The sequence below is a fragment of the Tenacibaculum litoreum genome, assembly GCF_964513915.1.
In the GTDB taxonomy this organism is placed as follows: Bacteria; Bacteroidota; Bacteroidia; order Flavobacteriales; family Flavobacteriaceae; genus Polaribacter; species Polaribacter litoreum.
Genome location: NZ_CAZEQS010000003.1, coordinates 1,184,018 through 1,206,789 on the forward strand (window position 1 = coordinate 1,184,018; position 22,772 = coordinate 1,206,789).

A 22,772-nucleotide genomic window follows, 5' to 3' on the forward strand; every position below is an offset into this window, starting at 1 on the left:
GCACATGAAAGAAGTAGTAATAGTATCGGTTGCAAGAACTCCAATTGGTAGTTTTTTAGGAACATTATCAACTACACCTGCACCAAAATTAGGTGCTGTAGCCATTAAAGGAGCTTTAGACAAAATTAACTTAAAACCAGAAATGGTTGAAGAGGTTTTTATGGGTAATGTAGTTTCAGCAGGTTTAGGACAAGCACCAGCTCGTCAAGCTGCAATTTTTGCAGGAATACCAGATACTGTACCATGTACTACTGTAAATAAAGTTTGTTCATCTGGAATGAAATCTATCATGTTAGCTACACAGGCCATCGCTTTAGGTGATGCCGAAATCGTTGTGGCTGGTGGTATGGAGAACATGAGTATGATTCCTCATTATCAACATGCTAGAACTGGCAGTAAATTTGGTCCTATCAAAATGGAGGATGGAATGCAAAAAGATGGATTAGTTGATGCTTACGAACAAGTAGCCATGGGAGTTTGTGCTGATGAATGTGCTGTTGAATATGAATTCTCAAGAGAAGATCAAGATGCTTTTGCTGTTGAATCATACAACCGTTCTGCTAAAGCTTGGAGCGAAGGAAAATTTGCAGATGAAGTTGTTCCTGTTGAAATACCTCAACGTCGTGGAGAACCTATCATCTTTTCTGAAGATGAAGAGTATAAGAATGTAAAAATGGAAAAGATTCCTGCTTTACGTCCTGCGTTTACGAAAGAGGGTACAGTAACTGCCGCTAATGCATCAACTATTAATGATGGTGGGGCTGCTTTAGTATTAATGTCTGTTGATAAAGCTGCTGAATTAGGATTAACTCCATTAGCAAAAATTAAAGGATATGCTGATGCTGCTCATGAACCAAAATGGTTTACAACAGCTCCTGCAAAAGCATTACCAAAAGCTTTAGCTAAAGCTGGAGTTTCTATTGATGATGTTGATTATTTTGAGTTAAACGAAGCTTTTTCTGTAGTTGGTTTAGCAAATATGAAAATCTTAGGATTATCTGCTGATAAAGTAAATGTTAATGGTGGTGCCGTTTCATTAGGACATCCATTAGGAGTTTCTGGAGCTAGAATTATTATTGCTTTAACTTCAATTTTAAAACAAAACAACGCTAAAATTGGTGCTGCTGGTATTTGTAATGGTGGTGGTGGTGCTAGTGCAATGGTTATTGAAAGAATTTAATTGTTTTAAAAGCCCCAAGTAGTAGATGTCTTTCGGAATTTGTAATTTAAGTATTGTTCCTCTTCGATTAGAGCCTTCTGATGCTTCAGAAATGGTAAATCAAGTTGTTTTTGGTGAGCACTTTGAAGTCTTAGAAAAAACTAAAAAATGGAGTAAAATTCGTTTAGCTTTCGATGATTATGAAGGATATATAGATAATAAACAATACGAAGAAATTTCAGAAGAAATACATATTCTTTTATCTAAAGAGAAAAAGCACTATGCAGGTGAATTAATTGATTTTATTACTGATAATAATAGTAATTTAACCACTATTCCTATGGGAGCTCGCCTTCCATTATTCAAAAATAATAAAATCAATATTAACAACACCTCTTTTTTATATGAAGGCAAAGTATGTAATAGTAAATTGGCCAAATCTGCAATTGTAGAAACTGCTTTTTTATTCTTAAATGTTCCTTATTTGTGGGGAGGTAAATCACCTTTTGGTATTGATTGTTCAGGTTTTACCCAAACAGTATATAAACTATGTGGATATAATCTTCTACGCGATGCTAAACAACAAGCAACTCAAGGCGAAGTATTAAGTTTTATTGAAGAAAGTGAACCCGGTGATTTAGCGTTTTTTGATAATGAAGAAGGTATTATTACTCATGTTGGAATTATTATGAATGATTACAACATTATACATGCTCACGGAAAAGTTCGTATTGATAAATTAGACCATAGCGGTATTTATAATGTTGATACGCAGCAACACACTCATAAACTTAGAGTTATTAAACGTTTAGTTGAATAACCAACTTTTATAACACAAAAAAAACCGAAACTTAAAAGTTTCGGTTTTTTTTATACTTGAATAATTTCTTATTTCATTGATTGATATAATTCTCTGTATTCTGAAGCCTTACCACTCATTTCTAAAACTTCATATAAGTTCATTAAAGTTTTAACAGTTTCTACATTTCTGTTTAAACTATCAGCTTTTTCTAAAAATGGAATAGCCTCTTTATAAACTTCTTTTTGCTTTGCAGCTAACTCATCATACTTTTTAAAGTTTGATAAGTTTTTATTCATCTCTTCTACAATCGCTTTTTCTTTATCTAAAACTACTACTGCTAAATTCATGTAAGCATCAGCATAATCTGGTTTTAACTCTACAGCTTTGGCATAATACTTTTTAGCATCATCCATTCTACCTTCATTAAAGTTTACAACACCTAAATTATAGTATAAAGTTGGGTTTTCTGGATCTAAAGCTACAGCTTCATTCATTAACTCTCCAAACTTATCCATTTTCCCCATGTCAACATACAATTGAGCTTCGTTCAAGATTAAATTTAAATCTTTCGGATTAGAAGCACGAGCATCTTTAAAAGCAGCAATAGCCTCATCGGTTTTTCCTTGCTCTTTTAATATTAAAGCTACGTTTTTAACAATTGTTGCTGATTTTGACTCAGAAGACTTAGTTTCAGGCTTTACATAACTTCCTGATTTCACCATTAAATCTCTTCTTGCTTTATCATTACCAAAGCTCTCTACTTTACCAGTTGCTTTATCAGTAGCTACATATTGCTTTTCAACACCTGTATAACCTATTTTTTGTAATTCTCTGTAGTACTCAATTGCCTTATCATAATCTTTAGCTTGAGTAGCCGAAACAGCCGCATTGTATGCAAAAGAAGTATCTGTAGGACTTAACACATATGTTAAATAGAAATCCTCAGCAGCCCCCTTATAATCTTTTTTATTGTTATATAAGTCAACTGCTTTTTTTGAAACTTCTTGAATCATTTGATTTAAGATAGGCTTAGCTTCATCTGTATACTTATTCTCACCCATCGCTAATAATGCGTTCAAAGCTTCTCCTGCCTTTTTATAATCTTTTTTAGCAGCTAATGCTTTACCTTTTAAGAAGTAAAATTTAGACTTATATTTATCTTCACCATTCATCATTAAAGACCCCTCAATCGCGTTAAGAGTACTTAATGCAGTAGTAAAATCTTGTTTTTTTATCGCTTTTTCAGCATCTTTTAATTCCGATTTCTGAGCCACCGCCCCTAACGACATTAATCCTAAAGAAAGGGCTAAAATTTGATTTTTCATTTTTAGTTATGATTTATTTATTGTTGTTCTTGACTTTCGTTTGTTTCATTTTCAATTTCCATGCCATTTTCTTCTTCGTCTTTTTCATGCATAACTTTTGCTACTGCAGCAATATCATCATTATCCTTAATATTGATTAGTTTAACCCCCTGTGTTGCTCTACCCATAACTCGTAAATCTTCTACAGCCATTCTGATAGTTAACCCTGATTTATTAATAATCATCAAGTCGTTAGAGTCATCAACATTCTTCATAGCCACTAAATTACCAGTTTTTTCTGATATATTCAACGTTTTAACTCCTTTACCTCCGCGGTTCGTTATACGGTAATCTTCTAAATTAGAACGTTTTCCGTATCCTTTTTCTGAAACTACTAAGATATTACTTTCCATATCATTAACAGCTACCATACCGATTACCTCATCATTTTCATGTGATAGTGTAATACCACGAACTCCAGAAGCTGTTCTTCCCATTGGGCGTGTTTTAGCTTCTTCAAAACGAATTGCTTTTCCAGATTTAAGCGCTAACATAACTTGGCTATCTCCAGTAGTTAACTTCGCTTCTAATAACTCATCACCTTCTTTAATGGTAATTGCATTAATACCATTAGCTCTTGGACGAGAATATTGCTCTAAAGGTGTTTTCTTAACTTGGCCACGTTTTGTTGCCATGATAACATAATGATTGTTGATGTAGTCTTCATCTTTTAAATCACCTGTTACTAAGAACGCTTTTACTTTATCGTCTTGCTCAATATTTATTAAGTTTTGAATCGCTCTACCTTTCGTATTCTTTCCTCCTTCTGGAACTTCATATACACGCATCCAGAATACTTTTCCTTTTTGAGTAAAGAATAACATATACTGGTGGTTTGTACCTACAAATAAGTGTTCTAAGAAATCTTCATTACGAGTAGTTGCACCTTTTTGTCCACGTCCTCCTCTATTTTGAACCTTATATTCATCTAAGTTTGTACGCTTTACATAACCCGCATGCGAAATAGTAACAACTACTTTAGAGTTAGGAATCATATCTTCGATTCGCATATCTCCACCTGCATACTCAATTACTGAACGACGATCATCACCATATTTTTCTTTAATATGAAGCAATTCATCTTTAATAATTTGGTAACGTCTCGGTTCATTAGCAAGAATATCTTTCAAATCTGCAATAGTCTTAATGATTTCATCATACTCAGAACGTAACTTATCTTGCTCCAGTCCTGTTAACTGACGTAAACGCATTTCAACAATGGCACGTGCTTGAATTTCTGTTAACTCGAAACGCTCCATTAATTTTTCACGTGCTTCATCAGCATTTGAAGAACCTCTAATAATTGCAATAACCTCATCAATGTTATCAGAAGCAATAATTAATCCTTCTAAAATATGTGCGCGAGCTTCTGCTTTCTTTAATTCGAACTCTGTTCTACGAACAACTACTTCATGTCTATGTTCTACAAAGTAATGAATTAACTGCTTTAAGTTTAGTTGCTCTGGACGACCTTTTACTAACGCAATATTATTTACACTAAACGATGTTTGTAATTGTGTATACTTAAATAATTTATTTAGAATAATATTAGGAATTGCATCACGCTTTAATACGTAAACAATACGCATCCCTTTACGGTCAGATTCATCACGAATACTCGCAATTCCTTCTAATTTCTTTTCATTAACCAAATCAGCAGTTTTTTTAATCATTTCTGCTTTATTAACTTGGTAAGGAATCTCAGTTACAACGATACATTCACGACCTTTTACCTCTTCAATAGTAGCTTTGGCACGCATAACAATACGTCCACGACCAGTATGGAAAGCATCTCTTACTCCATCGTAACCATAAATAATTCCTCCTGTAGGAAAATCAGGAGCTTTGATGTGTTGCATTAACTCATCAATTTCAATATCACGATTGTCTATGTATGCGATGGTACCATTGATAACTTCGGTTAAGTTATGTGGTGCCATGTTTGTTGCCATACCTACTGCAATCCCCGATGCTCCATTAACTAATAAGTTAGGAATACGTGTTGGTAATACAGTTGGTTCTTGTAAAGTATCATCAAAGTTTAACTTGTGATCTACAGTATCTTTTTCAATATCAGATAACATTTCTTCTGATATTTTCTGCATACGTACCTCGGTATAACGCATTGCTGCTGGACTATCACCATCAACCGAACCAAAGTTCCCTTGTCCATCAACCATCATATAACGCACACTCCAATCTTGCGCCATACGTACCATAGAGTCATATACCGAAGTATCTCCGTGTGGGTGATACTTACCTAATACTTCCCCTACAATTCTTGCAGATTTTTTATATGCTCCAGTAGCTTTAATTCCTAATTCGTGCATACCAAACAAAACTCTTCTATGCACTGGTTTTAACCCATCTCTTACATCTGGTAATGCTCTGGATACTATCACCGACATTGAATAATCGATGTATGCGGACTTCATTTGCTCTTCAATGTTGATAGGGATCAACTTTTCGCCATCTGCCATATATTTTCTTTTAAAATATTAGTATTTATTTTCGTCAAAAAAGTGAATTTTACACTTGATAAAACTCACTTTTAAAATGCTTTCTAGTTCTCTGCATTTTCTAAAACATTGCAAGATACTACAACCCTCAGTTTTACACAAAAAATATACTGACTGTTTTGTGTTATTTATTAACAATTTTATAAGGTTATTAAACATTTAAACACCTTATTTTGCTCGTCAGAATGTCAGTTAAAAACTATTGGCACCTTTTTTGTAATTTTTAAGAAAAAAACTTACTAACTTTACAGAGATAGAAAATAAATTTATGGACGATAATTTTTCACCACAGGTTAGAGATGTGATTACTTTCAGTAAAGAGGAAGCCTTACGACTAGGACATGACTTTATTGGAACAGAACATCTTTTGTTGGGTTTGATTAGAAAAGGTGATGGAAAAGCCATTGAAATATTGACGACTTTTGATGTTGATTTAGATTTAGTGCGTAATAAACTAGAAAAACTAAATCCGACAACTCCATCTTTTTCAAGCCCTCAAAGGAAGAGCTTACACCTTACCAGACAAGCAGAGAAAGCTATAAAAACAACGTTTTTAGAAGCTAAATTATACCAAAGTAACGCTATAGATACTGCACATTTATTACTGTGTATCTTACGTAACGAGAATGACCCTACAACAAAACTACTTCAAAAGTATGATGTAGATTATGAGCAGGCCAAAAACTTGTACAAAGAGTTACACGTAGATGATGACACGTTTATTTCACCAATAGGAGAAACTCCTTCAGATGATGAATTTGCTGACGAAAAGTCAAACCCTTACGGGCAACAACCTCAAAAAGGAAAGCAAGTTAAAAAATCTAAAACCCCTGTTTTAGACAATTTCGGACGTGATTTAACAGCGTTAGCAGTTGCAGGAAAGTTAGATCCTGTTGTAGGCCGTTTAAAAGAAATTGAGCGTGTTTCTCAAATTTTAAGTAGACGAAAAAAGAATAACCCAATGCTTATTGGTGAACCAGGTGTTGGTAAATCTGCCATTGCTGAAGGATTGGCCTTACGTATTGTAGATAGAAAGGTATCTCGAATTTTATTCGATAAACGTATTGTTTCTCTTGACTTAGCAAGCTTAGTTGCTGGTACAAAATATAGAGGTCAGTTTGAAGAACGTATGAAAGCGTTAATGAACGAACTTGAAAAAAATGATGATATCATTTTATTTATTGATGAGATTCATACAATTGTTGGTGCCGGTGGAGCTACTGGTTCGTTAGATGCTTCTAACATGTTAAAACCTGCCTTAGCAAGAGGAGAAATTCAATGTATTGGTGCTACTACTTTAGATGAGTACAGAACTAATATTGAAAAAGACGGTGCATTAGAGCGTCGTTTTCAAAAAGTAATTGTAGATCCTACTACAGTTGAAGAAACTATTCAAATTTTACATAATATTAAAGGTAAATACGAATCACACCATCATGTTACCTTTACTGATGAAGCTATTGATGCTTGTGTAAAATTAACCAACCGTTATATGACTGATCGCTTTTTACCAGACAAAGCTATTGATGCTTTAGATGAAGCTGGATCGAGAATTCATATTACTAATATTGTGGTTCCTCAACAAATTTTAGAATTAGAAGCTAAACTAGAAGAAATTAGAGGACGTAAAACTAAAGCGGTAAGCGGGCAAAAATATGAAGAAGCTGCAAAGCTTCGTGATGACGAAAAAAATATAGAAACAGCTTTAGAATCAGCTCAACACCAATGGGAAGAAGATTCTAAACTACATAGAGAAACTGTTACTGAAGATAATGTAGCTGAAGTAGTATCGATGATGACAGGAATTCCTGTAAATCGTGTTGCGGAAGCAGAAAGTAGCCGTTTAGCAGAATTACCTCAATTAATAAAAGGTAAAGTAATTGGTCAAGATGAAGCCGTTACCAAAGTAGTAAAAGCTATACAACGTAACCGTGTTGGATTAAAAGATCCTAACAAACCAATTGGTTCTTTTATTTTCTTAGGTTCAACTGGTGTTGGTAAAACACAGTTAGCAAAAGTACTAGCACGTGAGCTATTTGACTCTGAAGATTCTTTAATTAGAATTGATATGAGTGAATATATGGAGAAATTTGCTATTTCTCGTTTAATTGGTGCACCTCCAGGATACGTTGGTTATGAAGAAGGTGGACAATTAACCGAAAAAGTGCGTCGTAAACCTTATTCTGTAATCTTATTAGACGAGATTGAAAAAGCGCATCCTGATGTATTTAACATGTTATTACAGGTGTTAGATGATGGACATATAACAGATAGTTTAGGTCGTAAAATAGATTTTAGAAACACCATTATTATTATGACTTCAAACATTGGAGCTCGTAAATTAAAAGATTTTGGTGGTGGTGTTGGTTTCGGAACTGCTTCTAAAAAAGAACAAGAAGATGCACATGCTAAAAGCATTATTGAAGGTGCTTTAAAGAAATCATTTGCACCTGAATTTTTAAATCGTATTGATGATGTTGTAATCTTCAACTCTTTAGAGCGTGAAGACATTCATAAGATTATTGATATTGAATTAGATAAATTACTAAGACGTATTGATGATTTAGGTTACAAACTTACGTTAAGTGAAAAAGCCAAAGATTATATTGCTGACAAAGGTTTTGACAAACAATACGGTGCTCGCCCATTAAAAAGAGCCATTCAGAAATACATTGAAGATGCATTAGCTGAAGAAATTGTCAACTCTAAACTAAGTGAAGGTGATGCCATCTTTATGGATTTAGATGAGAAAGACAAAAAGCTCATCATTAAAATAGAAAAAGGTGAAAAACCAAAAGAGTCTCGTACCGAAATAGACGAAGACCAATAAAATAAAAATCCCAAGTAAATAACGCTTGGGATTTTTTTATCCTCTTGATTTTACCCCTACTCATAAACTAGTTTCATTTATCCCTAATAATTGAGCTTAATAAAACTAAAAAGATTAATTATTAACTATAACAACTAAACTATGAACTCAACAAACGAAAACCAAATTACCCCTTCAAGAATCATGGAAGTAGGCATGGGTTTTTGGGCTTCAAAAACCTTACTTACTGCAGTTAAAATGGGGTTATTCACGCATTTAGCCAAAGGGGGGCTATCAGGAAAAGAAATTCAAGATAAACTCAAACTTCATGATAGATCTCTTTTTGACTTTCTTGACACATTAGTTGCTTTAGGTTTCTTACAGCGTTCCGGGCTAAAAGAAAGTGCTATATATAGTAACTCTGAAGACTCCAACTTGTTTTTAGACAAAAACAAACCAAGTTATATGGGAGGCATATTGGAAATGTCTAACAACAGATTGTATCCTTTTTGGAACGATTTAGAAGAAGCTTTAATTACTGGAAAACCACAAAACGAGACAAAAAATGGTGGCAAGCCAATATTTGAGGCAATTTACGCAGATGAAAATAAACTCCGAGAATTTATATATGGAATGTCAGGTGTTCAAGCTGGAAATTTTATAAAGTTAGCTCGTGATCTTGATTTTTCTAAATACAATACGTTATGTGATGTTGGTGGTTCTGGAGCAGATTTATCAATACAAATTGCAAAAAGTAATCCGCATATAAAATGTATCTCTTTTGACCTTCCTGCTGTTGAACCAATAGCAAAAGAAAATGTAACCCGTTTTGATTTAAACGACAGAATAGAAATTCACTCAGGTGATTTCTTTGTTGATGAATTACCCAAAGCAGATGTTATTACTATGGGAAACATTCTTCATGATTGGGGTACAAAAGATAAGTTAATACTTATAAAAAAAGCTTATAACGCCCTACCTAAAGAAGGAGCATTAATCATTATTGAAAATATAATTGATGATGAAAGAAATAAAAATGCTTTTGGTTTAATGATGTCACTAAACATGATTATTGAAACAGATGAAGGCTATGATTTTACCCTCTCAGATTTTAACAAATGGGCTAAAGAGGTAGGTTTTAGCAATACTAGAATGATGCATTTAACTGGTCCTTCGAGTGCCATTATCGCCGTTAAATAATTCTAAAAATATCATACCGAAATAACCGAAGATTAATAAAATAAAAATCCCAAGTAAATAACGCTTGGGATTTTTTATTCTATATCCATCTCCTTATCAAGAGTATTAGGTCTCCCTTCTTTTTTATAGTATTAAAATTTGTACTTTTAACTGATAATTAAAACATATCATTACCAACAAGCTATAATATGAATAAATACTGTATTCTTTTCATTGCTCTCTTCATCCTTTCATGTTCTGGTAATAAATCTTCAGAGAAAACATTCAAAACAAATACGAGCAATACCTCTATTGTTATTTTAGGAACTATTCAAGATGCAGGTTCTCCACAAATTGCATGTAAAAAAGAGTGTTGTGCTAACCTTTTTAGGAATCCTGATAAAAAAAGACAGGTAACCTCATTGGGGGTAATTGACAAGCAACACCATAAAACTTATTTGTTTGAAGCAACTCCTGATATTCCCACACAAATGAAAACTCTTACTAAGCTAGAAGATAAAAGTAATAAAGAAGTTGCAGATGGAATCTTTTTAACTCATGCCCACATAGGGCACTATACTGGTTTAATGTTTTTAGGTAAAGAAGCTATGGATGCTGATAATGTACCTGTGTACACTATGCCTAGAATGAAAGAATTCTTGTCTGAAAACGGACCTTGGGATCAATTAATCACGCGAAAAAACATAGTACTTCATCCAATAGAAGATGAAAAACCAATTGAACTAACCAAAAACATTAAGGTTACTCCGCTTATTGTTCCTCATAGAGACGAGTATTCTGAAACCGTCGGCTACCGAATAATGGGGCCCAATAAAAGCGCTTTGTTTATTCCTGATATTGACAAATGGGAAAAATGGGATAAAAACATTATTGATGAAATTAAAAAAGTAGACTATGCTTTTTTGGATGCTACATTTTATAGTGGAAAAGAAATAAATAGTAGAGATATTAGCCAGATACCGCACCCTTTTATTGTTGAGAGTTTAGATAAGTTTAAAGATTTAAGTAAACAAGAAAAGAACAAAATTATCTTTATTCACTTCAACCATACAAACCCTATAATAAACCCAACCAGTGAAGAAAGTGAGTTTGTAAAATCTCAAGGGTATAGAATTGCAGAAATTGAAACCGTTTTTGATTTATAGCAATCACTTATTTCTATCTTTGTAAACCTAACAAACTATAATAAAAACACTATGACGCTCACTATTAAAAACATGGTTTGCAATCGCTGTATCCTAGTAATTCAAAATGAATTAGACAAATTAGGTGTTGGTGTAAAAAGCATTAAATTGGGTGAGGTTATACTCGAAAAAGAACTTACTTCAGATGAAAAAAAACGTCTAGATAAGATTTTACTTGATTTAGGCTTCGAAATTATTGATGATAAAAAAAGTCGCATTATTGAAAAGATAAAAAACTTAATTATCAATTTGGTACACCATCAAGATAGTGAGACAAAAGTTAACTTATCTGATTTGTTAAGCAACGAGCTTCATCATGATTACAATTACTTATCCAACCTTTTCTCTGAAGTAGAAGGCACTACCATAGAAAAGTATTTTATTGCTCAAAAAATAGAAAAGGTAAAAGAATTACTCGTTTACGATGAATTATCATTAAGTGAAATTGCCTTTCGTTTGCACTATTCAAGCGTAGCATATTTAAGCAATCAGTTTAAAAAAGTTACAGGATTAACGCCGAGTCACTTTAAAAAAATCAGTAAAGACAGAAGAAAACCATTAGACGAGGTGTAAATCTTATAAATCAATTCCAAAATTCCACAATAAATTTTCTTTAACTTAATGCCAACTTTGTATTGTACAATTAATACAGTAAAAAAATGGCAACAAATAACAATAAAGAAATCATTTACCTACCTCTAGAAGGTGTGGAAAGTGAGCACTGTGCTTTAATCGTTGAAAAAGGATTAGCACATGTTGAGGGAATTGAAACCCACAAAGTAGAACTAAACAACCAAAGAGCTGCTATTACAGTTACTAATGAAGAAGTTCTTGCAAACGCCGTTACTGCTATAAAAGACCTTGGCTATGGTGTTACCACTGTTAAAAAAGTGTTTCCAGTATTAGGTATGACTTGCGCCTCTTGTGCAGGAAGTGCTGAAAGTATTGTTAGCTACGAACCAGGTGTAGTAAATGCTTCGGTAAATTTTGCTAATGGAAATTTAACGGTAGAATATCTTCCAAACATGACCAATGCTACAAAACTGCAAAAAGCAGTACAAGGTGCGGGTTATGATTTGTTAATTGAAGATGAAACCAAACAACAAGAAACACTCGAAGCTATTCATGAAAAGAAGTTCAAGCAACTAAAGACCAAAACCATGTGGTCGGTAATACTTTCATTGCCTGTAGTTGTTATTGGAATGTTTTTTATGAACATGCCTTACGCCAACCTTATTATGTGGGCCTTCTCTACCCCCGTATTATTATGGTTTGGAAAAGACTTTTTTATCAATGCATGGAAGCAAGCCAAACATCGTTCCGCAAACATGGACACTTTGGTCGCTTTAAGTACAGGTATAGCGTACATATTTAGTGTATTCAATATGTTATTCCCAAAATTTTGGGAATCTAGAGGATTAGAAGCACATGTATATTTTGAGGCAGCTGCGGTTATTATCGCATTTATTCTGTTAGGAAAACTATTAGAAGAAAAAGCCAAAGGAAACACCTCTTCTGCCATTAAAAAATTGATGGGGCTACAACCTAAAACCGTTGTTGTGATACAACCTGACGGAACGGAAAAGCAAACTGCTATTGAAAATGTGAACGTAAATGATACTATTCTTGTTAAACCAGGAGAAAAAATTGCGGTAGACGGTATTGTTACCACAGGAAGCTCGTATGTAGATGAAAGTATGTTAAGTGGTGAACCTGTTCCGGTACTAAAAAAAGAAAATGAAAAAGTATTTGCAGGAACCATTAATCAGAAAGGAAGTTTCCAATTCAAAGCCGTTAAGGTTGGCAAAGAAACCATGCTGGCTCAAATTATTAAAATGGTACAAGATGCACAAGGTAGTAAAGCTCCTGTACAGAAATTGGTTGATAAAATTGCAGGTATTTTCGTACCTGTAGTAATGAGTATTGCTGTTATTACATTTATTATATGGTTTATTTTAGGTGGTGATAACGGAGTGGTTCAAGGATTATTAGCTGCCATCACCGTATTGGTTATTGCATGTCCTTGTGCTTTAGGACTGGCTACTCCTACCGCTATTATGGTGGGTGTTGGTAAAGGTGCAGAAAAAGGTATTTTAATTAAAGATGCTGAAAGTCTTGAATTAGCTAAAAAAGTAAACGCCATTATTTTAGATAAAACAGGAACTATTACCGAAGGAAAACCAGAGGTTACAGGTATATCTTGGTTACAGAATAATGATACCGCTAAAAACATTCTTTTAAGTATTGAGAAAAAATCTGAACATCCATTAGCAGAAGCAGTTGTAAAGTTTTTAGGAGATACTGCCACTACCCCACTAACAAATTTCGACAGTATTACAGGTAAAGGTGCTAAGGCTGATTATAACGGAGAAACCTTTTTTGTTGGTAATAAAAAGTTATTGGCTGAAAATAAGGTTACCATAGCGGACGAACTTTTAAAACAGGCTGGTAAATGGAGTAAACAGGCTAAAACCGTTATTTGGTTTGCTAATAGCAAAGAGGCACTTTCTGTACTTGCTATTTCAGACAAAATAAAAGAAACCTCAGTACAAGCTATTAAGGAACTACAAGCTATGGATATTGAATTATACATGCTTACAGGTGATAACGAAGCTACCGCAAAATCTATTGCAGAAGAAACAGGTATTCAACATTACAAAGCTGAAGTATTACCACAACACAAAGCTGATTTTGTAAAAGAGTTACAGCAACAAGGAAAAACCGTTGCTATGGTGGGTGATGGTATTAACGACAGTACTGCCCTAGCTACTGCCGATGTAAGTATTGCCATGGGAAAAGGTAGTGATATTGCGATGGATGTTGCTAAAATGACCATTATATCATCTGACCTAAGTAAAATACCACAAGCTATAAAGCTTTCAAAACAAACGGTAGCTACCATTAAACAAAACCTGTTTTGGGCATTTATTTACAACCTTATTGGTATTCCTATTGCAGCTGGTATTTTATATCCATTTAATGGTTTCTTATTAAACCCTATGATTGCTGGTGCAGCTATGGCTATGAGTAGTGTTAGTGTAGTTACCAATAGCTTACGTTTAAAATGGAAAAAGTAACAAGTGTTTCGGCACTAGCAAGTGTTGGAACATTTTAAATCTCACTTAATAAGTAAATCTGTAAATCTCACAAATCAATCTTAAAATTGTACAACAACAAACACTCCTGTTGTGCTGAAATTTGCAGTATTCAATAACAAATAAATTTTTAATATAATGGAAAATAATAAAGAGTTAAAATTCAAAACAAACCTTAACTGCGGAGGATGTGTATCAAAAGTACAAGCTGATTTAGACAATGCTGAAGGTATTTGCCATTGGAATGTAGACACCAATTTTGATGATAAAATTCTTACCGTAAGTTCTAAAGGAATTACAGCAGATGAAGTAATTGCTATTGTAAAGAGTAAAGGTTTTAAAGCTGAGCCTTTAGTATAAAAAGCAAGTACATGGCACACTCTAAAGAACACAGCAGCTGCAATGGTCATGAGCATGCAGCACACAATCGTTCTGATAAAAACGGATTGTCTTTTGCCTTTTGGCTCAACCTCTTCTTTTCAATAGTTGAGTTAATTGGTGGAATTTTTACCAACTCTACCGCTATTATTGCCGATGCTTTTCATGATTTTATGGATGCTGGAGCTATAGGACTAGCAATACTTATGGAGAAAATATCGGGTAAAAAACGTACAGCAACATTTTCGTACGGATACAAACGTTTTTCACTCTTGTCTGCATTAATACTATCCACTTTTTTGTTGTCTGGATCTATTGGAATGATTGTGGCTGCTTATAACTCGTTTGTAAATCCAAAAGAAGTACATAGTTTGGGTATGTTATGGTTAGCTGTTTTAGGACTTGCTGTAAATGGTGCCGCTTTTCTTAGAATTAAAAATGGTGGACACGGGCATCACCATCACGGGCATAGTCATGGACACAACCACAATAGTGAATCAATCATGCTACATTTATTAGAAGATGTGTTGGGTTGGACTGCGGTTTTAATTGGTTCGGTAATTATTTACTTTACGGGTTGGAATTGGATTGATGGTATTTTAGCTATTGGTATTGCTTTATTTATTGGGTACAACGCTGTTAAAAACTTACTTAACACCTTAAAAGTATTGTTACAATCGGTACCCGAAAATGTAAATATTGCGCAACTTAAAAGCGAATTGCAAAACCTTAAAGGTGTTAGTAACATACACGATGTACATGTTTGGACGCTTGATGGTAGCTATAATGTAGGCTCACTACATGCTGTTATTAACAACAACTCTGCAACAGCAAAACAAGAGGTTATGAATAATATTGTTAAGCTTATGCAAGGTTTTAACATACAACACCCAACGGTACAAATTGAAACAAACGAGAATACCTGTGCTTTTGTTAGCTGTTAAGTTAACTGTTTATAAAACTTTACACTTAAATACACTCCTCTTTGGGGTGTATTTGTTTTTTAAAATGGTTTCTTTATACACCACAGCACCTAACAAACATTTTTCTACACAATACGAATATTTTACCTTTTTTGTTGTTTGAAGTTGCTCCCCTTAGGCAGGGAGCATCGTTCCCCTTACCGAGGGAGTGTCACTCCCCTTAGGCAAGAAGTGTCGACCCGATTAGGCTTGGGGTGTCGACCCGATTAGGCTTGGGGTGTCGACCCGATTAGGCTTGGGGTGTCGACCCGATTAGGCTTGGGGTGTCGACCCGATAAAAAAGTTACACTTTTTTATCTTACTTTTTTTTTATATTTGAGAGTGTTAATAAAATTGCTATGTCTTCTACTTATTCTACTTTCTAAGAAATGTATTGGTAAGTTTATTATGTGGATATAGTAAACAGTAATTAAGTAATGATATAAACAATACATGAGTATATTTAAAAGACTATTCAAAGGAAAATCAAAAGAAGAAAAGAAAGACGTTAAATCAAAAAATGATACTTCCTATAAAACAGCAACAATGTCTGCTTCTGATTTAGTTAATTTAAAAGTTGGAGATACAATAAGCTTTGGAAATCCAAAAGAGGAAGAAAAAGTATACGACTCTAAATGGCTAAATCCTAATGAAAACCCATACAACATTGAGATATTTGACTGTAGAGAATATGCTCTAAAAATGACTTCAACAACTCAAGACCCAAGAATTGCGGCTAATTTCTTAAGCTTAAGAAAAAGTGATGGGAAAGAATATATTGGCAAGTTCCCTGAAAATGGAGCTAAATGTGAAGTTGACTTAAAGTTTAATACTCAAGGTAAACAAATTCCAGACGGCATAATTTATAAAGCCTCTAAAATGGAAGAAAAATGGGATATCTATAAATACGCAAATTTTCTTTTTTTTGTTCGTAGTTGGACTGGAGATTTGGTTTATTTTTCAAACTATATTCCTACCGAAAAGGGTTTCAATGTTAATCTCATAGTTTTAGATGATAATAAAATTGACCAAGAAGATCCATTTTTTGATTTTAAGGTTGTAGAGTTTTTAATTCATAGTCATATTTTAGGGTATAATGTTCCACATCCTATTCCAAAAAGTATTGACAAAAATAATTATGAAAACATTTTAGGATATTCATTTTCTATGTTTGGGAATAAAGGACTATTTGCAACATCTGAATAATAATTACTGTAACATTGGCTATAAATAGTTACTCGTACTCGCCTACTTCTGAATATATTCAGTTTACATTTACTAAATTAGACGCCCAAAACAAGTAACAATCCTTATACTTTATAAAAAACAATAAAAATTAATGAAAATTAAATTAATAAGAATCAGTAAAAACGAATGGATTTCATTTATTCTAACTTTAATAGCAACCCTAGCGGGTGTTTTAATTGCTATTTGGCTTACTAATTCAGGTATTAGAAACAAAGAAAAAGAAGACACTATAAAACTTTTACATACTGCTAAATTAATTTTAGCTAATACAAGTGAATATTCTAATAATCTAAATAAAACAATACTTGAATTTGAACAGGATACTGTTAACTATACGAAAGAAAAGTTAGAATCTGTGAAAGCAAACAACCCTATTCCATATCCTGATTTATTAGAAACAATAATATCAAATGAATTAATATCTAAAAACGTATCGGAATACTCTCATAATTCTATTTATAACAATTTAATTAATCTTAGAAAATTATCCCAATATGAAACCGCTGAATATTATCTTAAATTATTGGAAGAAATGATGCTTAATTTAGACCTAGAAATAGAGTTGCTAAAAGATGAAATAGACATCAATGAATTAGAGTCGATATTCGAACTAGAAAAAAAATTAATTGAAGATAAATATTCTACTAAAAACATAGTAGTAATTAAAGGTGATTAAAAAACGTAATAAACAATAAAATAAATAGCATAACCTCTTGTAATCTGGACCGTAATAGCCAATTTGAGTTTCTAAGTAAAAAATGATAACTTGTTAACCTCACTTATATTTTTAAATTCTAGCTAATTGTTAACTTCTGTTAAATAAGGTTTTACCGTACTTTTATTACGGTTTATTTCGTTTTTTCATTTTTATTTATTCATAAGTTTGATAAATTTAAAACTCAAAATTATGTTAAAGAACATTTCAAACTTAGGTGCTGTTTTAAACAAACAGGAACAACAATCTATTAATGGTAAAGGAGAAACATCTTGTCCTTCAGGATATTGCTTAAATTGGAGTGGCGGTTGCACACATATAGCTAGTGCTCCCTTTGATGATTGTGTTCATTAATATTATCAGTCCTCGGCTATCGAGGACTTTTTAATTCTCTACTTTTTTAACACTAGAATTCCTTCTACAAAACATTATTAACTCTTTTCTACAACAACCATTTGTTAATTTTAGTTAAGTAAGGAATTACCTTACCTTTATTACGGTTTTAAAGGTTCTTTCATTTTTATTTATACCTAGTTTTGATTAAATTTTAAACTCAAAATTATGTTAAAGAACATTTCAAACTTAGGTGCTGTTTTAAACAAACAGGAACAACAATTTATTAATGGTGGAACAACTGAATGTCGTTTTATCCCTTACCCTTGCGATGAAGATCATGAATTTGATGAAAACTGTAGGTGTGTACTTAAGTAGATATAACAAAAATTTATTAGCGAACTTCGGTTCGCTATTTTTTTGGAAAGAGTTTATATATTTATATGTACTCCTAAAATTGTTTTTCGAAAAGACTTCTAAATAACTAAACACAATTTAAAGCACAATAAAAAGAAAAAGCGAACCGAAGCCCGCTAGTTTTTAAATCTTTCTTACACACATATATGACATCCATCAGGCATAACCTGACATACATCAGTTCCCGCACATGCCAAACCACTTCCTGGAGGAGCATCAGGTAGACATTCATAGCACTCACTACCGTTACTTCCTTTAATTTGTTTTTGTTCAAACTTATTTAGAGCTTTTCCTAATGTTATTAAATTTTTCATACTAAAAATTTTAACAATTATTTTAATCTGTGAACATTTAATGGCACTCACAGCATATGCCAATTCTCCGCGAAAAATTATTCTAAAAATAAGTAAAAAACAATATAAAAGACTACAAACCAGAACATTTAAATATTCCAAAACATAAAACATGTTTTACAAACTCTTTAAACCCACTAGTTTTTTTGTTAACTCCAATCAACACTACCTAGTACAACACAAAATCAATATTCTCAATATCTGATCCTCTAAAAGCTCCAGTAATACTACCCTCTAATTTTTGAGGCAAAATTACCTTCTTTAACTTCTTACTATCTTTAAAAGAATCGCTCCCTAGGGTTGTTATGTTTTCTGGAATTGTAAGTTCTTCAAAATTATTTTCTGCAAAACAATCGTTATACAATGTAGTTACCGATTCTGGTAAATCTATACTTGTAAGCGCATTTCCTACAAAACAAAACATATGAATCGTTGTAATTGGTGCTTCAATAACAAGTTTTTCAATTTTATTTCTTCCAAAAGCCCCTCCTCTAATTTCTGTAACTTTTGAAGGAATTACCAGTTCTTTAATTTCATTTTTATAAAAAGCATCCTCATCTATATACTCTAAAAATTTTGGTAAAACTACAGCTTTCAGTCCTTTGTTATCAAAAGCTTCCCTTAATATATACTTTACAGATTTATTGTTAATATTATCAGGTATAACAACGTCAGTAGACTTTCCTATGTAATCTAAAATTGCAATACCTCCATTAAGTTCTCTAAAAGAATAATCCTCATTTTTTAAAATAGCAACTTGCTCTTCCATTTTTTTTGATATAATGTTTTATTAATAATTACAAGTATCAAATGTATACGGTAGATAGTAGCCTATAAAAAGTAGTTTGTTTTCGTAGCGATTGTTTTTATATTCGTAGTCTCGCTAGCCAATACTTTTTGTTATTCAATTGTACATAAATTGCTCTAATTACTATCGTTCTAAAAAATACTGTATGAAAATAACACTGGAAAAATTTACCGAAGCCGACTTCCCTAATTATTTCAAACTTGTGAATAATGAAAAGGTTATGAAAATGATTACTGAAAGAGCAATAGAATTGGAGGAAGCCAAAAACGACTTTAAAAAACTAATAGAAAATAATAAACTTGCACCAAGCTTCGGGAATTTTAAAATTATTAACGAGGATGCTAGTGAATTTTTAGGATTAGCAAAATTAGAAATAACAAAAATCTCTAATACAGAAGCAGAACTTGGTTATATGATTTTGCCTGAACACTGGGGAAAGGGAATTGCTAGTACTGTAGGAAAAAAGTTAATTGAAACAGGCAAAAAACAAAACTCTTTAAAAAGAATTTTTGCAATAATAGATCCTAAAAATATTCCTTCAAGAAAAGTTTTAACGAACAATGGATTCTACTCAAAAGAGTTTAAAGATTTTGACGGTTTACCTGGAGAAATCCTAGAATTGAATTTATAAATGTGATTTTAACTATTTTTTTTAACTATGAATAAAAGTCAAATAGCAAAAAAATACCTAGAACACCTAGAAAAAGGAAATATAGAAAAGGTTATTAATCTATTTAGTAATAACGGAATTGTTGAGTCTCCTATCTATGGAATTAAAAAAGCAGACGAATTTTATCGTGAATTAAATAATGACACTTCTAATTCAGAACTTATTCTAAAAGGAATTTTTGAACAGAATGAATCTAATAACCTAGCTCTCTACTTTACCTATAAATGGACTTTAAAAAACAATGAAAAAGTAGAGTTTGATGTTGTTGATATTATTGAACTTGATTCTGAAAACAAAATAACCAAGCTAAAAATAATTTACGACACAGTTATTTCTAGAAAGTTAGTCAATGACTTAAATGAGTAAAGCTAAACCAATCAAAAATGCTGAATCTTTTAAAGAAAATATTTGGTAAAAAGACTAAAAAAGGAGCCTTTTTTGGGGCCACAAGCTATGAAATGAACAATATGATTTGTGGCATTGGAAAAGCTAAAATCTTAGAAACTGAAATTGAAGTTTTAGCATACCCATTTAAACCGTCAGTTGTGTTCCCTAATAAAAAAATTAAAGCCTCTGAAATAACTGCTATCTGTTACCAGTCGTATCCTCCTTTAATTAAACTTAGAAATGAGGTTATATTTATTTCAAGAGAACATTCCAAATCTCTTAGAGAATTCACTGAAAGAAATAACATAACTACTTTTAAAGAAACAAAAAACTGGAACTGGTTACTAGAACCTTACCTTGATACAGAAAATACTCCGGAAGAAATTATTAAAATAAACCAACTACTTAATAAACATGGTTTTTCTGACTCTGAAATAATGAAAATAAGAGCAGAAGTAGAAAAGCAAATGTATAAATACAATTTTGACACCATGCTTTGGGATTGGTTTAGTTTGGGCTTACCAGATGTTTTAGCTGCCATGAGAGTTAAGTATAACGAAAAAGAGTTTACTGAATTTTATAAAAAAGCTATGGAAATTGAACTCAGAAAAGGATAAACCACACCTAACCGCTACTCTCCTCCTCTGTTATTCAACACTTAATAAACTATCTACAGCTTTAAACTTGATAAAAAAAGTAGTAAATTTGAGTGTACTTCTGTAATCTTAAAACAACTAAAATGAACAAAGACATAAAAATACTTTGGGATGACCTTCACCAAGAACTTTATCGTTTCATTTTAAGTAGAGTAAAAAACGAAGAAGACTCAAAAGATATTTTACAAGAAGTTTTTATTAAAGCCCTTACAAAAATAGATACACTTAAAGACACCTCTAAACTAACATCATGGGTATATCAAATATGTAGAAATGTGGTTTTGGACTACTTCAGAAAAAAACAAACCCTTAAAGAAGATCATATTGATATAGAATTTCCTGAAGAGGCTAAAGAAGATAATACCTATACCAAACTTTCTACTTGTATCAATGGTAAAATAAGTAGTCTTTCAGAAAAATATAAAGAAGCTATATTACTTACTTCTTTTAAAGATTATTCACAATTACAACTTGCTCACGACAAAAACATATCTTATTCAGGAGCCAAATCAAGAGTACAACGCGCCAAAAACCTATTAAAAGAAGATATTTTAGACTGTCCTAATGTTGTAACTGATACCAACGGTAAAATTATTGATTTTCTAGAATAATTTTTTTGCGTCTTTTTTCTACCCTTCCCGTCTATCGATCACAAAAGCACATTTAAAGTATCGTTTACGGTAAATACAAAAACAGAAAACAGATGAAATTATTCAAAATCTCTAACGGAAAATTACAAGCAACGACTACAGAAATTCCTGAAATAAAACCTAATGAAGTATTAGTCAAAATAAAAGCTATCTCATTAAACTATCGTGATATCCTTGTTACTGAAGGTTCAGGAAAATGGAAACCAACCGAAAATAGAATTCCTGGTTCTGACGCCGCTGGTAAGGTTATAAAAATAGGTAATAAAGTAACTAATTTTAAAGAGGGTGATAATGTTACCTCTTTAATTTTGCCCAATTGGGAAACAGGAAAATTAAATACTGATAAACTAAAAGACTCTTTAGGAGGGTCAGATAGAGACGGTATTATGGCTGAATATGTAGTCTTCCCCGAAAACGCTCTTCATAAATTTCCTAACTATTTATCCTTTGAAGAAGCAGCAACATTACCAGTAGCAGCACTTACAGCTTGGAATGCTGTAGTAGAACAATCTAACCTAAAATTAGGCGATACTATACTCCTCATAGGCACAGGAGGTGTTTCTTTATTTGCATTACAATTTGCAAAATTAGCTGGTTACCGAGTTATTATAACCTCAAGTAGTGATGAAAAACTACAAAAAGCAACAGCATTAGGAGCGCACCATACCATCAACTATAAAACAACTGAAAACTGGATTAAAGAAGTACTAAAACTAACCAATAACAAAGGAGTTGATCAAGTTATAGATGTTGTAGGAGGCTCACATATTAGCCAATCTTTACAATGTGTAAAAAGTGAAGGTACAGTAAGTATGGTAGGTGTTATTGATGGCACCAGTGGAGTAATAGACACAGGAACTATTATGATGAAAGCAGCAAGAATACAAGGTATTGAAACAGGATCAACAGAAATGTATAACAATATGTTACGTGCTTTTCAATTGCACGAAATTCATCCTGTAATTGATAAAACATTTGCTTTTGATGATACTTTAGATGCTTTTGCTTACTTAAAAAAAGCACAACACATGGGAAAAATTAGCATTGTATTATAAATAACCAA

The 22,772-nt window shown here is 32.5% G+C and carries 22 protein-coding genes; 18 read left to right on the forward strand and 4 right to left on the reverse strand.

All coding sequences use genetic code 11. The annotated features are described in order from the left end of the window. Positions 1–4: 4 nt before the first annotated feature. Together ACKTTR_RS11355 and ACKTTR_RS11360 are read left to right on the forward strand one after the other, a co-directional pair. On the forward strand, positions 5–1,180 hold the full coding sequence (locus tag ACKTTR_RS11355; RefSeq protein ID WP_408027944.1) for an acetyl-CoA C-acyltransferase: 1,176 nt from the start codon (positions 5–7) through the stop codon (positions 1,178–1,180). Positions 1,181–1,205: 25 nt separating this feature from the next. After that, positions 1,206–1,979: a C40 family peptidase gene (locus ACKTTR_RS11360; RefSeq protein ID WP_408027945.1), complete on the forward strand. Its 774-nt coding sequence runs from the start codon at positions 1,206–1,208 to the stop codon at positions 1,977–1,979. Between the two features lie 68 nt (positions 1,980–2,047). Here ACKTTR_RS11360 and ACKTTR_RS11365 read toward each other — a convergent pair whose 3' ends face one another. Together ACKTTR_RS11365 and gyrA are read right to left on the reverse strand one after the other, a co-directional pair. Continuing rightward, positions 2,048–3,286 (reverse strand): tetratricopeptide repeat protein, encoded by a 1,239-nt coding sequence (locus tag ACKTTR_RS11365; RefSeq protein ID WP_408027946.1) that lies wholly within the window; start codon positions 3,284–3,286, stop codon positions 2,048–2,050. A gap of 17 nt (positions 3,287–3,303) precedes the next feature. After that, positions 3,304–5,805, reverse strand: a complete 2,502-nt coding sequence (gene gyrA, locus ACKTTR_RS11370) for a DNA gyrase subunit A (protein ID WP_408027947.1) — start codon at positions 5,803–5,805, stop codon at positions 3,304–3,306. Positions 5,806–6,112: 307 nt separating this feature from the next. Between gyrA and ACKTTR_RS11375 the strand changes: the two genes are divergently transcribed. From ACKTTR_RS11375 to ACKTTR_RS11425, 11 genes are all read left to right on the forward strand, one after another. Then, on the forward strand, positions 6,113–8,674 hold the full coding sequence (locus ACKTTR_RS11375; RefSeq protein ID WP_408027948.1) for an ATP-dependent Clp protease ATP-binding subunit: 2,562 nt from the start codon (positions 6,113–6,115) through the stop codon (positions 8,672–8,674). 141 nt (positions 8,675–8,815) lie between these two features. Next, the gene (locus ACKTTR_RS11380) at positions 8,816–9,853 is read left to right on the forward strand and encodes a methyltransferase (protein ID WP_408027949.1); all 1,038 of its coding nucleotides are present in this window, start codon (positions 8,816–8,818) and stop codon (positions 9,851–9,853) included. A 188-nt stretch (positions 9,854–10,041) separates the two neighbouring features. After that, complete coding sequence (locus ACKTTR_RS11385; RefSeq protein ID WP_408027950.1) at positions 10,042–10,998, forward strand: MBL fold metallo-hydrolase; 957 nt, start codon at positions 10,042–10,044, stop codon at positions 10,996–10,998. Positions 10,999–11,049: 51 nt separating this feature from the next. After that, positions 11,050–11,610, forward strand: coding sequence for a helix-turn-helix domain-containing protein (locus tag ACKTTR_RS11390; protein WP_408027951.1), 561 nt, complete (start codon positions 11,050–11,052; stop codon positions 11,608–11,610). 86 nt (positions 11,611–11,696) lie between these two features. Then, on the forward strand, positions 11,697–14,114 hold the full coding sequence (locus ACKTTR_RS11395) for a heavy metal translocating P-type ATPase (RefSeq protein WP_408027952.1): 2,418 nt from the start codon (positions 11,697–11,699) through the stop codon (positions 14,112–14,114). A 156-nt stretch (positions 14,115–14,270) separates the two neighbouring features. Continuing rightward, the gene (locus ACKTTR_RS11400) at positions 14,271–14,492 is read left to right on the forward strand and encodes a heavy-metal-associated domain-containing protein (RefSeq protein WP_408027953.1); all 222 of its coding nucleotides are present in this window, start codon (positions 14,271–14,273) and stop codon (positions 14,490–14,492) included. 11 nt (positions 14,493–14,503) lie between these two features. After that, positions 14,504–15,454: a cation diffusion facilitator family transporter gene (locus tag ACKTTR_RS11405; RefSeq protein ID WP_408027954.1), complete on the forward strand. Its 951-nt coding sequence runs from the start codon at positions 14,504–14,506 to the stop codon at positions 15,452–15,454. Positions 15,455–15,925: 471 nt separating this feature from the next. Next, complete coding sequence (locus tag ACKTTR_RS11410; RefSeq protein ID WP_408027955.1) at positions 15,926–16,678, forward strand: hypothetical protein; 753 nt, start codon at positions 15,926–15,928, stop codon at positions 16,676–16,678. Positions 16,679–16,811: 133 nt separating this feature from the next. Next, positions 16,812–17,396 carry a hypothetical protein gene (locus ACKTTR_RS11415; RefSeq protein ID WP_408027956.1) on the forward strand — a complete coding sequence of 195 codons (585 nt, stop codon included), beginning with the start codon at positions 16,812–16,814 and terminating at the stop codon, positions 17,394–17,396. A 231-nt stretch (positions 17,397–17,627) separates the two neighbouring features. After that, on the forward strand, positions 17,628–17,789 hold the full coding sequence (locus ACKTTR_RS11420; RefSeq protein WP_408027957.1) for a hypothetical protein: 162 nt from the start codon (positions 17,628–17,630) through the stop codon (positions 17,787–17,789). A 207-nt stretch (positions 17,790–17,996) separates the two neighbouring features. Beyond that, a complete protein-coding gene (locus ACKTTR_RS11425) occupies positions 17,997–18,146 on the forward strand; it encodes a hypothetical protein (RefSeq protein ID WP_408027958.1) in 150 nt (49 codons plus the stop codon). A gap of 173 nt (positions 18,147–18,319) precedes the next feature. Here the strand turns inward: ACKTTR_RS11425 and ACKTTR_RS11430 are convergent, their stop codons facing one another. Both ACKTTR_RS11430 and ACKTTR_RS11435 read right to left on the reverse strand, forming a co-directional pair. Further along, on the reverse strand, positions 18,320–18,499 hold the full coding sequence (locus ACKTTR_RS11430) for a hypothetical protein (RefSeq protein WP_408027959.1): 180 nt from the start codon (positions 18,497–18,499) through the stop codon (positions 18,320–18,322). A gap of 208 nt (positions 18,500–18,707) precedes the next feature. Further along, positions 18,708–19,307: a leucine-rich repeat domain-containing protein gene (locus ACKTTR_RS11435; RefSeq protein ID WP_408027960.1), complete on the reverse strand. Its 600-nt coding sequence runs from the start codon at positions 19,305–19,307 to the stop codon at positions 18,708–18,710. Between the two features lie 184 nt (positions 19,308–19,491). On the opposite strand from ACKTTR_RS11435, the gene ACKTTR_RS11440 reads away from it, so the two are divergent. The 5 genes from ACKTTR_RS11440 to ACKTTR_RS11460 all read left to right on the forward strand — a co-directional run bounded on the left by ACKTTR_RS11440 (position 19,492) and on the right by ACKTTR_RS11460 (position 22,764). Next, positions 19,492–19,977 (forward strand): GNAT family N-acetyltransferase, encoded by a 486-nt coding sequence (locus ACKTTR_RS11440; protein WP_408027961.1) that lies wholly within the window; start codon positions 19,492–19,494, stop codon positions 19,975–19,977. A 27-nt stretch (positions 19,978–20,004) separates the two neighbouring features. Then, positions 20,005–20,382: a nuclear transport factor 2 family protein gene (locus ACKTTR_RS11445; protein WP_408027962.1), complete on the forward strand. Its 378-nt coding sequence runs from the start codon at positions 20,005–20,007 to the stop codon at positions 20,380–20,382. A gap of 17 nt (positions 20,383–20,399) precedes the next feature. Continuing rightward, positions 20,400–21,020 (forward strand): hypothetical protein, encoded by a 621-nt coding sequence (locus tag ACKTTR_RS11450; protein WP_408027963.1) that lies wholly within the window; start codon positions 20,400–20,402, stop codon positions 21,018–21,020. A 122-nt stretch (positions 21,021–21,142) separates the two neighbouring features. Next, positions 21,143–21,670, forward strand: coding sequence for a sigma-70 family RNA polymerase sigma factor (locus tag ACKTTR_RS11455; protein ID WP_408027964.1), 528 nt, complete (start codon positions 21,143–21,145; stop codon positions 21,668–21,670). 92 nt (positions 21,671–21,762) lie between these two features. Continuing rightward, entirely contained in the window at positions 21,763–22,764 is a 1,002-nt protein-coding gene (locus ACKTTR_RS11460; protein ID WP_408027965.1) for a zinc-dependent alcohol dehydrogenase family protein, read from the forward strand. Positions 22,765–22,772: the final 8 nt, after the last annotated feature.